The organism is Mycobacterium numidiamassiliense (assembly GCF_900157365.1).
Taxonomy (GTDB): domain Bacteria; phylum Actinomycetota; class Actinomycetes; order Mycobacteriales; family Mycobacteriaceae; genus Mycobacterium; species Mycobacterium numidiamassiliense.
In genome coordinates this window covers 218,751-232,846 of record NZ_FUEZ01000004.1, presented here as the reverse complement: position 1 = coordinate 232,846, position 14,096 = coordinate 218,751, and the positions used below count along the sequence as shown (strand labels likewise).

Sequence of the window (14,096 nt, the reverse complement as noted above, 5' to 3'; positions counted from 1 at the left end):
GTCAGACCGGCGTGCGAACATACGTTCGTGCGGTGCGAAGCGTCCATCCTGCACGCGGACCTGGATTCGTTCTACGCGTCGGTCGAACAGCGCGACGACCCGACGCTGCGCGGCCGGCCGGTGATCGTGGGCGGCGGCGTGGTGCTGGCGGCCAGCTACGAGGCCAAGGCCTACGGCGTGCGCACCGCAATGGGTGGCGCGCAGGCGCGGCGGCTGTGCCCGCACGCCGCGGTGGTTCCGCCGCGAATGTCGGCCTACTCCCGGGCCAGTGACGCGGTGTTCGACGTGTTCCGCGACACCACACCGATAGTCGAGGCGCTCTCGGTGGACGAGGCATTCCTCGACGTCGCCGGGCTGCATCGGGTGTCCGGCACACCCGTGCAGATCGCCGCGGGATTGCGCGCCGACGTGCGCGAGCGCGTCGGGCTCCCGATCACCGTCGGCATCGCGCGTACCAAATTCCTGGCGAAAGTCGCCAGCCAAGAAGGCAAACCGGACGGGCTCTTGCTGGTGCCACCCGACCAAGAGCTGGCGTTCCTGCATCCCCTGCCGGTACGCCGGTTGTGGGGCGTCGGGTCCAAGACCGCCGACAAGCTGAACGCCTACGGCATATACACCGTGGCTGACGTCGCCGAACTCAGCGAGTCGACACTGACCTCGCTGCTGGGCGGCGCGATGGGACGCCAACTGTTTGCGCTGTCCCACAACATCGATCGCCGCCGGGTCACCAACGGCGTGCATCGTCGGTCGGTCGGCGCTCAGCGCGCGCTGGGCCGTGCCGGTAATCGCATGTCCCCCAGCGACATTGACGCGGTCGTCGTTAACCTGATCGACCGGATCACGGCCCGGATGCGCGCCGCGGGGCGCTCGGGTCGCACCGTGGTGCTTCGGATGCGCTTCGACGACTTCACCCGGGCGACCCGATCGCGCACGCTGCCGTGGGCCACATCGTCGACGCAGCCGATCCTGGGCGTCGCCCGTCAGCTGGTCGCGGCGGCGGCGCCCCTGATCGCAGAGCGTGGGTTGACCCTGGTGGGGTTTGCGGTGTCGGGCATCGACCGTAGCGGGGCCCAGCAGCTGATGCTGCCGTTGTGCGGGGAGCCGCCTTCGATAGACGCTGCGATCGACCGGGTGCGCAGTCGCTACGGCAAATCGGCCCTGACGCCGGCCGTCCTGGTCGGCCGCGACCCCGGTATCGAGATGCCGCATTTACCCGACTGATGCCGCCCAGTCCAGCAGCCGATCGGCCGGCCACGTGTTGACGATCCGGTCGACGGGAACTCCGGCGTCCAGCGCGCGCTGGGCTCCGTAACCCAGGAAGTCCAGTTGTCCGGGCGCGTGCGCGTCCGTATCGATGCTGAACACACACCCGATCTCCAGTGCCAGATTCAGTAGGCGGGTCGGCGGATCGCGGCGCTCTGGCCGGGAGTTGATCTCCACCGCGGTGCCGTGATCACGACACGCGGTGAACACCGCCTCGGGGTCGAACTTCGATTCGGCCCGAATGCCGCGGTTCCCGGCGACCAGCCGACCCGTGCAATGGCCCAGCACGTCGGCTTGGCCGTCCGAGACCGCGCGCACCATGCGGCGGGTCATCGCGGCGGAATCCATCGACAACTTGGAATGCACACTGGCCACCACCACATCGAGACGCTCCAACAGCTCCGGTTCCTGGTCCAGGCTGCCGTCGTCGAGGATGTCGACCTCGATGCCGGTGAGGATGCGCATCGGCGCGAACTGGTCGCGCAGTCCGTCAATCACGTCAAGCTGTTTGCGCAACCGCTCCGGCGACAGCCCGTTGGCGATCGTCAACCGCGGCGAATGATCGGTCAGCGCGCAGTACTCATGGCCCAGCTCGGCCGCGGTGGCCATCATCTCCTCGATCGGCGCCGAGCCGTCGGACCAGTTCGAATGCAGATGCAGATCGCCACGCAGCGCGGCGCGGATCTCGCCACCGCCGAGATCGGTTGCCGCATCGCGTAGTTCGACCAACGCATCGGGTTCACGACCGGCCCAGGCCTGCGCGATGACCTTTGCGGTCTTGGGACCGATGCCCGGCAAGGTCTGCCAGCTGTTCGCCTGCCCGTGCCGCTCACGCTCGGCGTCGTCCAGGTTTTCCACGATGTCGGCTGCGTTGCGATACGCCATCACTCGTTTGGGGTCCTGGCGGCTGCGGTCCTTGTAGTAGGCGATTTGCCGCAGCGCCGTTACCGGGTCCATGGCTCCAGTGTGCCCCGCCGGTCAGAGCAGCTGCCCGTGGACGAACCCGGCGAGAATCACGCCGAACCCGCCGATCTCACCGGCGATCAACAGGGCCATCGAGACCTCGAGTCCCCGGTCCTTCGTTTCGAATTGGTTGACGGTATCGCGCCGCAGACCGTGGCTGATATAGCCGATGATCGCCCCGACGAAGAAGAACACGACGACCATCGCCGCCGTCAGGTTGACCCACGCCGGCCAGGCGCTCAGGGCGACGAACACCGCGATGAGCAAAGTCGCGAAGGAGTAAAGCAGCGCCGCCCGGTGCGCGATGTCGACATACGGATGTGCCCGGTGCTCGTCGGACGCCATGATCTGCCGGTATTTCCACACTCCGAGCACGAGCGCGAGCAGAAAGATCAGTCCAGCCGCCAGCAGGGTGATCTTGGTGTCGATTCCGAGCGCACTAGTCATCGTCCGGATGAGCTTAGTTGCGCCTCACGTCTCAGCGAACGTCATCGCCACCCGGTGCCGTCGCAACCGGGTATTTCGGCCGCGTCGCCTTATCGTGCTCGGCGGCGCCCTTCTGCGGACGGCGGCCGATGACTCCCTCGGTCCATTGCCGCTTCTCGGTGTAGATGGCCTTCTGCTCCTGCATCGCCTTGCCCTTGCCCTGACCCTGACCCTGCCCGCCGGCGCCACCCATCGGCATGCCACCGCCCATGCCGCCCCCCGCACCCTTGCCATTCAGCGCGGCGTATGCGTCAGGCACCGGGACCGAGCGACCCGGGCCTGCGGCGGCACCGGCTGTCGCCGCGTTGTTGTCGCCCCAGGACTGCAACGGAGCCGAAGGGACCGACGGCACACCGCCACCGCCGCCGAGCGACGCGGGCTTGATCCCCGGTCCTTTCGGCAGGTCCTTCCCGGGGGGAGGGACCTGCGGGGCCGCAGCGGCCGGCATCGACCCGTCGGGCGTGGACGGCATCCCGCCCATGGGAAGCGAGGGCATCTGCGGCATGCCGGAAAAGCTGTCGCCCGGAGGCAGTTCCCCGGACTCAATGTCACCAGGACCGTCGGATCCCAGCTTGAAGTCGGGAATGGCAGACACGGTCGGAAACATCGAGGGATTCACCGGCGGCAGCGGCAAGGACGCGTTGGAGACATAAATCGTCAGTGCCTCCTCCGATTTGTCCTGCAGGACCTGATACCACCGGATCGCCCAATGCACTTGGGTCGGATCATTTTCTGTGTACCACTTGTACCAATAGTCGACATTTGAAATATCAATGGGCCCAGGGTGTTCCGCCGGAATGGTATTCCCGCCCTCCGGATCGTGTTCGTACGAACCGACCTTGGCCCGGAGCTGTTTCTGGGCATCGACGACGCCCCTGGCCTGCTTGCTCAGCGTCGTGCACAGTCCGACCATGCTGAATATCCATTGCCGCTGCTGCTCGAAATTCCCCTCGACCGCCGACCTCGCGTCGCCCTCCCAGGCGTTAAACGGGCGGAACCGGTAGGTCTGGTCCTGCAAGGAGCGCTGGAAGTCGTCCCAGGCGTCCGCAAATGCGGTGAAAGCCGCGCCCTGGTCGCCGTTTTCGATGTCGATGACCGCTTGCCTGACCTCGTAATAGGGGTAATCAAACGCCGCCGACATCGGCAGGGGATCCGGCGCGACGAATGCCCCGCCTTCGTTATGTGCACCGACTTCCGCCGGCGTGACATCCAGCATGGACCCTTCGGAGTCGATGGTGTCCGCCGCTGCGTCGTCGACCTCTTCATAGGCTTTGGCCGCATCCCTCAGGGATTTCGCGAGGGATTTCCATTCACGTTCACAACCCCTCAAGTACAGCCGCATCATGTCGGCGGACAGTGCAATTTGACGGGCCGCATCCCTGCTGTATGAAAGGGCACACGGCGCTGGCGGATTGAGGGTCGGGATGTTGGCGAGGGGCTTTTCGAGCTCGGCAGCTCGGGCCAGCAGCTCGTCATATTCCACGTTGAGTGTCTGAGGCTGCGTCATGGCGTCCATCTCCTCGAGGGGCTCCTACCGGCGTTCCGGCCGCTTCGCCGTCTGTCACGTATGACTATTCCGGCGCAGGCGGCCGAGGTCCCTCGCGCAAACGTCGGGTAGGGGGGATGAGATGTCCTCCCCCATTTGGGGGAGGACAGCCCGCAGCGGTTGGCGCAAACCACCTCCTCGGCGAGCCGGCCGGGGAAGAATGAGAACGCGCTGTCGTGAGGGCGAGCGCACACGAGATCTTCGAGGGCCCGTGGAGCGCAGCCGATGTCACAGCAATCAGACCGCGTCAGAGTCGTCGTTGCCGACGACCACCCGGTGACCCGGGACGGCATCGTCCGGGCGCTCAAGGCGAGCGGGAAGATCGACGTGCTCGCGGAATTGGGCGATGGTCGCTCGGCGCTGGCCACGATCCGTGAGCTGAGGCCCGCGGTGGCGCTGGTCGACTACAAGATGCCCGAACTCAACGGACTCGACGTGGTCCGAGCGGTAGCGAGGGACGGTTTGGGCACCTACGTTGTCTTGCTCAGCGCCTTCGATGACAGCTCGGTCATCTATCAGGCCCTCGCCGAAGGCGCCGCGGGCTACCTGACAAAGGACGCCGACAGCGAGGAAATCGTTGCCGCCGTGCTCAAATGCGCAAAGGGCGCGACATATCTGCCGACCCAATTGGCGGGGGCGCTGGCGGGTGAGGTGAAAGTACGGGCCCGGGGAGATGCGGCGTTGCTGACACCGCGCGAGCTGGAGGTGGTGCGCATGATCGCCGAAGGGTTGACGGTCCCGCAGATCGCCGTGCGCCTGTTCGTGTCGCCGAGCACGGTGAAGACACACGTACAGCACCTGTACGACAAGCTGGGTGTTTCGGACCGGGGTGCGGCGGTGGCGGAGGCGATGCGGCGGCGGCTCCTGGAGTGAGCTCACCCGGGCAGCGGCAAATCCACGCAGATATGCGTCCCCGTAGGAACGTCGACAATCCTCAAGGTGCCGCCCGCGGCATCCACCCGTGCCCGCTGCGAGGCCAGACCGATATGCCCGTCGGCGAGGCGGCGCATCACCACATCAGCGTTTATCCCAACACCGTCGTCCTGGACAGCTAGCTGGCACTCGCGATGGGCGACCTTAAGTTTCACGGACGCGTGCGACGCTCCAGAGTGGCGGACCACGTTTGACAACAACTCGCGAACCACCCCGAACACCATCGGATCGATAGCGTTCCTGCATGGGTAATCGATGTCGGTCGTGATGGCGATGCCGGAGCGTTCGGCGGTGAAGGCCGCCAGCTTTTCCACTGCGGCGCCCAACCCGACCTGTTCGAGCACGGCCGGATGCAGCTCGAAGGTTGCCTCGCGCAATCGCCGCGAGGCGTCATCGAGACTCGCCACCGCTCGTTGCAGCGGTTCGGCAGGAGATTTCTTGATGAAGTCGACAATGTCGCGCCGAGCCGCCAACACGTCCTGCAGGGGCCCATCATGGATGGCTTCGGAAATTTCTCGCCGCTCGGTATCCGAGGCGGTCATTGTCTCAGCGAGCAACGCCTCACGGGAAGCGGTCATTTTCGCCAGTTCCCCAAAATGACGCAGGCGGAAAACAACCGCCAACAAGGCCGTGCCACAGATGAATCCGTAGATCAGCACAATGAGCAATACCTGCGGCCAACCCAGTCGTCCCGTAATGAAGGGGTCCTGAATGATCGACGCGGTGAAAACCCCGAACGCGAGGGTCAGACCCAGAGCGGCGCGCCACTCCGAAACATCCAAGGCAACCATGCGCGGGACCATCACCATCAACAGCAGCGGAAGGTACCCCGCGGGTGACAACAGGTTGAAGCCGACAATCGCCACCACATCGACCATCGCGAGAACATGCAGCGTGCGGTTCGCGGCCAGCGATCGACTCAGGTGAGAAAACCCGAGAATCAGAACACTCAACGCGATGAGGATGTACCCGCCGAGCAGTGTTCCCTGCTGAGTCCATCTACTGTGATCCCGGTCGACCAATGCGGCCCCGACCATGATGAATGCGACGACCGTACGTTGCACCGCCGCGATTCGCAGTGCACGCCACCGGTGTACGCGCAGTACCCCCTCAAGCTCCGTGTCGGTGACCTGGCCGCCCCAGGCTTCGCGCTTCCTGCCGGACTCCGACACATGTGATGGCTTCAACTGCCAATCCCCCAGGTCTTTGCGCTGATTGTTGAACAGACAGCCACAATCTAAGTGCCGTTGGCATGCCGCGGAGGCGCATTCGCCTAGGAACGTCACCGTTCGCTTAAGTACTGTCGGGAGTATGCGATTCGCGTTCAAGACCTCCCCGCAAGACACCACCTGGCCCGACCTGCTCGCGGTCTGGCAGGCAGCCGATGACATCGACGTCTACGAGTCCGGGTGGACGTTCGACCACTTCTACCCGATCTTCTCCGACAGCAGCGGGCCGTGCCTTGAGGGGTGGACGACGCTGACCGCACTTGCGCAGGCGACCAAACGCCTGCGCCTGGGCACCCTGGTCACCGGCATTCACTACCGCCACCCCGCAGTGCTCGCCAATATGGCTGCCGCACTTGACATCATCTCCAACGGCCGTCTCGAGCTCGGCATCGGCGCCGGGTGGAACGAAGAAGAGTCGGGTGCTTACGGCATCGAGCTGGGCAGCATCAAAGAACGCTTCGATCGGTTCGAGGAAGCCTGCGCGGTGCTGACCGGTCTGCTCAGCGAGGAGACCACCGACTTCGACGGGAAGTACTACCAACTCAAGGGTGCGCGCAACGAGCCGAAGGGGCCGCAGCGCCCGCACCCGCCGATCTGCATCGGCGGCAGCGGCGAGAAGCGCACCCTGCGGATCACCGCGCGCTACGCGCAGCACTGGAACTTCGTCGGGGGTCCGCCCGACGTGTTCGCCCACAAGCGTGACGTGCTGGCCTCGCACTGCGCGGACATCGGACGGGATCCGAAGGAAATCACGACGTCGGCCCATCTACGCCTGGAGCCCGACCTCAACTACGGCAAGGTCATCGAAGACGCGGCTGGGCTGGCGGCCGAGGGATTGGACCTCGGCATCGTCTACCTACCCGCGCCGCACGACCCGGCGGTCCTGGAACCACTGGCCGAGGCGATCCGGGATTCGGGCCTGAAAGACGGGTGACCCCGGCTTGCCGGGCTCATCTCTGGTGCGATAACAACTCGGTAACGCTGAGCAAACCCTTGTTGATCCTGGGCAAAAGAACTGCGTGCGGCTACACCCCGAACAGCAGCAGATCCTCAGCGGTAACCAGGCGTTCCTGTTTGGCGGGAAATTCGCGGCTCTTCACTGGGTGGCGAAACCATGACCAGGCTATTCGCCCCATCCGCGTTCGAGGTAGTGGATTGACATACACAATGATCACTCCTGCGATCGTTCCGGTCAGCGAGGCTTGAGCGTGACCAAGCCCACAACGGGTTATTAGACACCCGCGCTCTGGCAAACTGCGGGAGACGCGCCGACCGACTCCGGCCGTGTTTCTGAAGTGACTGATGTGACTACTGAAGCGGAGCGGCCGTCGGTTTGACCGGCGCCGGCAGCGCGGTTGCGCCCATCAAATGCCGGTCCACGGCCGCCGCCGCGGCCCTTCCCTCAGCTATGGCCCAGACGATCAACGACTGGCCGCGACCCATGTCCCCGGCCACGTAAACCCCGGGAACCGACGTGTCGAAATCAGCTCCGCGGGCGACATTGCCACGGTCGGTGAACTTCACCCCGAGTTCGGTGAGCAGGCCCGGTTTCTCCGGACCGACGAAGCCCATCGCCAGCAACACCAGGTCGGCCTCGAGCTCGAAGTCGGAACCCTCGACCTTGACGAACTTGCCGTCCTCCATCGTGACTTCGTGCGCCTTGAGCCCGGTCACGCGTCCGTCCTTGCCGGCGAACTGCTCGGTGTTCACCGAGAAGACCCGCTCGCCGCCCTCTTCGTGCGCCGACGACACCCGGTACATCAGCGGGTAGGTCGGCCACGGAGTGGATTCGGCGCGAGTCTCGGGCGGGCGCGGCATGATCTCGAATTGGTGCACCTCGACCGCGCCTTGCCGGTGCGCGGTGCCCAGGCAGTCGGCCCCGGTATCGCCGCCGCCGATGATGATGACCTTCTTGCCCTTAGCGGTGATCGGGGGCTCCCCGTCTTCGCCCAGGACGTCATCGCCTTCCTGCACCCGGTTACCCCACGGCAGGTATTCCATCGCCTGGTGGATGCCGTCCAATTCGCGGCCCGGTACGGGCAGATCGCGCGCCGCGGTGGCACCGCCGGCCAGCACGACCGCGTCGAAGTCGGCCAGCAGCTGCTCCGCGGTGATATCGACGCCCACATCGACGCCGGCCCGGAATTCGGTTCCCTCGGCCCGCATTTGGTCAAGCCGGCGGTCGAGGACGCGCTTTTCCATCTTGAATTCCGGGATGCCGTAGCGCAGCAATCCCCCGATGCGGTCGGCCCGCTCGAAAACGGTGACGCTGTGCCCGGCGCGGGTCAGCTGCTGGGCGGCGGCCAACCCGGCCGGCCCCGAACCTATTACGGCAACCGTCTTTTCGGTCAGCTTCGTGGGCGGCAACGGCACCACGAAACCCTCGTCGAAAGCGTGATCGATGATCTCCAGCTCGATCTGCTTGATCGTCACCGGATCCTGGTTGATTCCCAACACACACGCCGGCTCGCAGGGCGCGGGACACAATCGACCGGTGAAGTCGGGGAAGTTGTTGGTGGCGTGCAGCCGTTCGATCGCATCGCGCCAACGACCCCTGCGCACCAGGTCATTCCATTCCGGGATCAAGTTGCCCAGCGGACAGCCATTGTGGCAGAAGGGAATACCGCAGTCCATGCAGCGGGTTGCCTGCTCGCGCAAGGTCTCGTCGGAGAATTCCTGGTAGACCTCTTTCCAGTCCTTCAACCGCAGCGGGACAGGCCGGCGCTGCGGCAGTTCCCGGTGCGTGTACTTCAGGAAGCCGCTCGGATCAGCCATGCGCGGCCGCCATGATCGCCTTGTCGACATCGGTGCCGTCGCGTTCGGCTTGCGCGATCGCCTGCAGCACCTTCTTGTAGTCGCGGGGCATCACTTTCACGAAATGCCGTTGCTGCCCGCGCCAGTCGGCCAGAATGCGCTGGCCGACTGCGGAATCGGTGTTATCGACATGCGCCTGCAGGATGCCGTGCAGGTACTCCGCATCATCGGCGTCAACAGTCTCAAGGTCCACCATCTCCGTGTTCAGGTTTTCCGGCAGTTCTTCGGCGGGGTCGTAGACGTAGGCCACACCACCGGACATGCCGGCCGCGAAGTTACGTCCGGTGGGCCCGAGGATCACCACCCGACCGCCGGTCATGTACTCACACCCGTGATCGCCCACACCCTCGACCACGGCGTGCGCGCCGGAGTTACGGACCGCGAACCGCTCCCCCACCACGCCGCGCAGGAAAACCTCCCCGCTGGTGGCGCCGAACAGGATCACGTTGCCGCCGATGATGTTCTCCTCGGCGACGTAGTCGGCCGGCGCATCGTCGGACGGCCGCACCACGATTCGGCCACCGGACAAGCCCTTGCCGACGTAGTCGTTGGCGTCGCCGTACACGCGCAACGTAATGCCCTTGGGCACAAAGGCACCGAAACTGTTGCCGGCGGACCCGTCGAAGGTGATGTCGATCGTGCCGTCGGGCAGGCCTTGGCCGCCATAGGCTTTCGTCAGCTCGTGGCCAAGCATCGTGCCGACCGTCCGGTTGACGTTGCTGATCGTGGTGGCGAACCGGACCGGTTTGCCGGAATCCAGCGCCTCGCGGCTCATCACGATCAACTGCTGGTCCAGCGCCTTGTCCAGGCCGTGATCCTGGCGCGAGCTGCAGTACAGGTCCTGGTTCATGAACGCGGATTCCGGCTCGTGTAGCACCGGAGTCAGATCCAGCTTGTGCGCCTTCCAGTGTGCGCGCGCCAGCGTGGTGTCCAGGGCGCCCACCTGACCAACGGCCTCGTTGAAGGTGCGGAAGCCCAACTGCGCCATGTATTCCCGCACTTCTTCGGCGATGAACATAAAGAAGTTCTCTACGAATTCCGGCTTACCGGTGAACCGTTCGCGCAGCAGCGGGTTCTGGGTGGCGACGCCGACCGGGCAGGTGTCGAGGTGGCACACCCGCATCATGATGCAGCCCGCCACCACCAGCGGAGCGGTGGCGAAGCCGAATTCCTCGGCGCCAAGCAGCGCCCCGATCATTACGTCGCGCCCGGTCTTGAGCTGGCCATCCACCTGGACCACGATCCGATCGCGTAACCCGTTGAGCAGCAACGTCTGCTGCGTCTCGGCCAGTCCCAACTCCCACGGAGCGCCAGCGTGCTTCTGCGACGTCAACGGCGTTGCACCGGTGCCGCCGTCATGGCCCGAGATGAGCACCACGTCGGCGTGCGCCTTGGATACACCGGCGGCCACCGTGCCGACTCCGTTTTCGGAGACCAGCTTAACGTGTACTCGCGCCGACGGATTCGCGTTCTTAAGATCGTGGATCAGCTGCGCGAGGTCCTCGATGGAGTAGATGTCGTGGTGCGGCGGCGGTGAGATCAGGCCGACACCAGGCGTGGAATGCCGGACTTCGGCCACCCACGGGTACACCTTGTGGCCCGGAAGTTGGCCGCCCTCACCGGGTTTCGCGCCCTGGGCCATCTTGATCTGGATATCGGTGCAGTTGGTCAGGTAGTGCGAGGTGACCCCGAACCGCGCGGAGGCGACCTGCTTGATCGCGCTGCGTCGCCAGTCTCCATTGGGATCGTGGTCGAAACGCTTGACGTCCTCGCCGCCCTCACCGCTGTTGGAGCGGCCGCCCAGCCGGTTCATTGCGATGGCCAGCGTCTCGTGCGCCTCGGCGGAGATTGAGCCGTAGCTCATCGCACCGGTGGAGAACCGCTTGACGATCTCGCTGGCGGGTTCGACCTCGTCCAGCGGAACGGGCGGCCGCACGTCCCCGCGGAACTTGAGCAGCCCCCGCAGCGACGCCATTCGTTCGGACTGGTCGTCGACCAGCCGGGTGTACTCCTTGAAGATCTTGTACTGGCCGGTGCGGGTGGCATGCTGCAGCCGGAAAACCGTCTCCGGGTTGAACAGGTGGTACTCACCCTCGCGCCGCCACTGGTAGTCCCCGCCCACCTCGAGTTCGCGGTGCGCGCGCTCGTCCGGGCGGTCCAGATAGGCCAGCTTGTGCCGAATGGCGACGTCGGTGGCGATGTCGTCCAAGGTGATGCCGCCGGTCGGGCAGGCCAGCCCAGTGAAGTACTCGTCGAGCACATCCTCGGAGATCCCGACGGCCTGGAACAGTTGGGCACCGGTGTAGGAGGCCAGCGTCGAAATGCCCATCTTGGACATGACTTTCAGCACACCCTTGCCCGCGGCCTTGACGTAATTGTTCAACGCCTTGTCGCGGTCGATCCCGTCGATGACACCGCGGTCGAGCATGTCCTCGATCGACTCGAACACCAGGTAGGGGTTCACCGCGGCGGCACCGCAGCCGATCAGCATGGCCATGTGGTGCACCTCGCGGGCGTCACCGGATTCGACCACCAACCCCACGTGAGTGCGGGTCCGATCCCGCACCAGATGGTGGTGCACCCCGGCGACGGCGAGCAGTGCCGGTATCGGGGCCATCTGCTCGTTGGAATCCCGATCGGAAATGATGATGACCCGGGCACCGTCGGCGATCGCGGCCGACGCCTGCGCGCGCACCTCATCCAGCGCGGCCGCTAGCCCGGCGCCGCCTTCGGCGACCGGGTACAGACAGTGAATCACCTTGGAGTGCATGCCATGCGAGCGACCGTTGACCTCGTCGTCCGGGTTGAGGTTGACTAACTTGGCCAGCTCGTGGTTACGCAGGATCGGCTGTTGCAGCAGGATCTGATGACACGACTCGGCGTCCGGGCTGAGCAAGTCGCGCTCCCCGCCGGTGGTGCCCTGCAGGCTGGTCACCACCTCTTCGCGGATGGCGTCCAGCGGCGGGTTGGTCACCTGGGCGAACAGCTGGTGGAAGTAGTCGTAGAGCATCCGGGGACGCTGCGACAGCACCGCGACCGGAGTGTCGGTACCCATCGATCCCAGCGGCTCGGCGCCGGTGCGAACCATCGGCGCCACCAACAGGTTGAGTTCTTCGTAGGTGTAGCCAAAAGCCAACTGCCTCATGACAAGTCGATCATGGGCCATCCGCACGTACTTGCCCTGGGGCAACGACTCGAGCGGAACAAGTCCGTTGTCGAGCCACTCCTGATACGGGTGCGCGGCGGCCAGCTCGGCCTTGATCTCCTCGTCGGCGACGATGCGGCCCTGGGTGGTGTCCACCAGGAACATCCGGCCGGGCTGCAGCCGCATCCGGCGCACCACCTTCGACGGATCGAGGTCCAAGACGCCAGCCTCCGACGCCATCACCACCAGGCCATCCTCGGTGACCCAAATCCGTGACGGGCGAAGGCCATTGCGGTCGAGCACCGCGCCGATGATGGTGCCATCGGTGAACGTCATCGACGCCGGACCGTCCCACGGTTCCATCAGCGAGGCGTGGTACTCGTAGAACGCGCGCCGGGCCGGGTCCATCGATTCGTTGCGTTCCCAGGCCTCGGGAATCATCATCAGCACCGCATGCGGCAGGCTGCGCCCACCCAGGTGCAGCAATTCGAGTGCCTCATCGAATCGCGCGGTGTCCGAGGCGCCCGGGGTGCAGATCGGGAACAACTTCTCCAGGTCGTCGGCGGACCCGAAGACATCAGTCTTGATCAACGCCTCGCGGGCCCGCATCCAATTCTCGTTGCCGGTAACGGTATTGATCTCCCCGTTGTGGGCGATGCGCCGGAAAGGGTGTGCCAGCGGCCACGAGGGGAAGGTGTTGGTGGAGAAGCGTGAGTGCACGATACCCAGCGCACTCGTCAGCCGATCGTCTTGCAGGTCAAGGTAAAACGCCTTCAGCTGCGGCGTGGTCAGCATGCCTTTGTACACGAACGTCTGGCCCGACAGGCTGGGGAAGTACACCGTCTCGCGGCCGGGCCCGTCCTGGCCCGGGCCCTTGGTGCCCAGTTCGTGCTCGGCGCGCTTGCGGATCACGTAACAGCGCCGCTCGAGCGCCATTCCCGATTCTCCGGTCAAGAACACCTGCCGGAATGTCGGCATCGCGTCGCGCGACAGCGCGCCCAGCGACGAGTCGTCGATGGGTACGTTGCGCCAGCCCAGCACCGTCAGGCCCTCGGCCTCGACGATCTTTTCCAGCGCGGCACAGGCGGCGGCGGCGTCTTTGGACGACTGCGGCAGGAACGCGATACCCGTGGCATAGCTGCCCGGCTCCGGCAGCTCGAATTCCACGACCTCACGCAGGAAGGCGTCCGGGACCTGGACCAGGATGCCCGCGCCGTCACCGCTGCGCGGCTCGGCGCCAGCGGCGCCGCGATGTTCGAGGTTGAGCAGTGCGGTGATGGCCTTGTCGACGATGTCGCGGCTTCGACGGCCGTGCATGTCGACGACCATGGCTACGCCGCACGAATCGTGCTCGTACGCGGGGTTGTATAACCCAACGCGCTTGGGCGTCATATGCACCTGCCCCTCCACCAGAACTTCTGCGCTGCCCTTTTGGGCTCCGACGGGACCGCACCCGGAGGTTGCGGGCTCAAACCCCGTCGGTCTTGTCGATAGGCTGTCTCCCAGGCGGAAACTGATCCGAGCAGGGAATCGTCCGTGCGGCGCTGAACGGTGGGCGTGTACCAAGTCTCGACAAGTCGTAAAACGATATGACAAAAACCGGCTGACATGCCAACTTCCGCAAGTCTAACCTGCGAGCTGGCTGCGGCGTAAATCCGCTGCAGAAGGCCCTTACCAGCACCGCAGCGCGCAGGTGAGCAACCGAAAATCCGGTCAA

At 65.2% G+C, this 14,096-nt stretch carries 9 protein-coding genes; 3 read left to right on the top strand and 6 right to left on the bottom strand.

Annotated features, from left to right (window positions below; genetic code table 11):
- Positions 1 to 27: 27 nt before the first annotated feature.
- A complete protein-coding gene (gene dinB / locus MNAB215_RS09445) occupies positions 28 to 1,221 on the top strand; it encodes a DNA polymerase IV (protein ID WP_108637597.1) in 1,194 nt (397 codons plus the stop codon).
- Here dinB and MNAB215_RS09440 read toward each other — a convergent pair.
- From MNAB215_RS09440 to espB, 3 genes are read right to left on the bottom strand one after another with little or no spacing between them, the layout of a single operon-like run.
- Positions 1,210 to 2,220, bottom strand: coding sequence for a PHP domain-containing protein (locus MNAB215_RS09440; RefSeq protein WP_077078629.1), 1,011 nt, complete (start codon positions 2,218 to 2,220; stop codon positions 1,210 to 1,212). The genes dinB and MNAB215_RS09440 overlap by 12 nt on opposite strands.
- 21 nt (positions 2,221 to 2,241) lie before the next feature.
- A complete protein-coding gene (locus tag MNAB215_RS09435; protein ID WP_077078628.1) occupies positions 2,242 to 2,673 on the bottom strand; it encodes a hypothetical protein in 432 nt (143 codons plus the stop codon).
- A 31-nt stretch (positions 2,674 to 2,704) separates the two neighbouring features.
- Positions 2,705 to 4,219: an EspB family ESX-1 secretion system-associated protein gene (espB, locus tag MNAB215_RS09430; protein WP_131829096.1), complete on the bottom strand. Its 1,515-nt coding sequence runs from the start codon at positions 4,217 to 4,219 to the stop codon at positions 2,705 to 2,707.
- A gap of 264 nt (positions 4,220 to 4,483) precedes the next feature.
- Here espB and MNAB215_RS09425 point away from each other — a divergent pair, with 264 nt between their 5' ends.
- A complete protein-coding gene (locus tag MNAB215_RS09425) occupies positions 4,484 to 5,131 on the top strand; it encodes a response regulator (protein ID WP_077078626.1) in 648 nt (215 codons plus the stop codon).
- Positions 5,132 to 5,133: 2 nt separating this feature from the next.
- Here MNAB215_RS09425 and MNAB215_RS09420 read toward each other — a convergent pair whose 3' ends face one another.
- Positions 5,134 to 6,477: a sensor histidine kinase gene (locus MNAB215_RS09420; RefSeq protein WP_425436431.1), complete on the bottom strand. Its 1,344-nt coding sequence runs from the start codon at positions 6,475 to 6,477 to the stop codon at positions 5,134 to 5,136.
- 25 nt (positions 6,478 to 6,502) lie between these two features.
- Between MNAB215_RS09420 and MNAB215_RS09415 the strand changes: the two genes are divergently transcribed.
- Positions 6,503 to 7,354, top strand: coding sequence for an LLM class F420-dependent oxidoreductase (locus MNAB215_RS09415; protein ID WP_077078624.1), 852 nt, complete (start codon positions 6,503 to 6,505; stop codon positions 7,352 to 7,354).
- A gap of 374 nt (positions 7,355 to 7,728) precedes the next feature.
- On the opposite strand, the gene MNAB215_RS09410 is transcribed toward MNAB215_RS09415, so the two are convergent.
- Both MNAB215_RS09410 and gltB read right to left on the bottom strand, forming a co-directional pair.
- Positions 7,729 to 9,195, bottom strand: coding sequence for a glutamate synthase subunit beta (locus MNAB215_RS09410; protein ID WP_077078623.1), 1,467 nt, complete (start codon positions 9,193 to 9,195; stop codon positions 7,729 to 7,731).
- Positions 9,188 to 13,771, bottom strand: a complete 4,584-nt coding sequence (gene gltB, locus MNAB215_RS09405) for a glutamate synthase large subunit (RefSeq protein ID WP_077081889.1) — start codon at positions 13,769 to 13,771, stop codon at positions 9,188 to 9,190. Before gltB ends, MNAB215_RS09410 begins: the two co-directional genes overlap by 8 nt.
- Positions 13,772 to 14,096 lie beyond the last annotated feature (325 nt).

What these genes read in the sequence shown, in the direction of transcription:
- MNAB215_RS09440 (WP_077078629.1), bottom strand. Translation starts at nt 2,220, where the DNA reads ATGGACCCGGTAACGGCGCTGCGGCAAATCGCCTACTACAAGGACCGC.
- MNAB215_RS09410 (WP_077078623.1), bottom strand. Translation starts at nt 9,195, where the DNA reads ATGGCTGATCCGAGCGGCTTCCTGAAGTACACGCACCGGGAACTGCCG.
- espB (WP_131829096.1), bottom strand. Translation starts at nt 4,219, where the DNA reads ATGACGCAGCCTCAGACACTCAACGTGGAATATGACGAGCTGCTGGCC.
- MNAB215_RS09425 (WP_077078626.1), top strand. Translation starts at nt 4,484, where the DNA reads ATGTCACAGCAATCAGACCGCGTCAGAGTCGTCGTTGCCGACGACCAC.
- MNAB215_RS09435 (WP_077078628.1), bottom strand. Translation starts at nt 2,673, where the DNA reads ATGACTAGTGCGCTCGGAATCGACACCAAGATCACCCTGCTGGCGGCT.
- gltB (WP_077081889.1), bottom strand. Translation starts at nt 13,771, where the DNA reads ATGACGCCCAAGCGCGTTGGGTTATACAACCCCGCGTACGAGCACGAT.
- MNAB215_RS09415 (WP_077078624.1), top strand. Translation starts at nt 6,503, where the DNA reads ATGCGATTCGCGTTCAAGACCTCCCCGCAAGACACCACCTGGCCCGAC.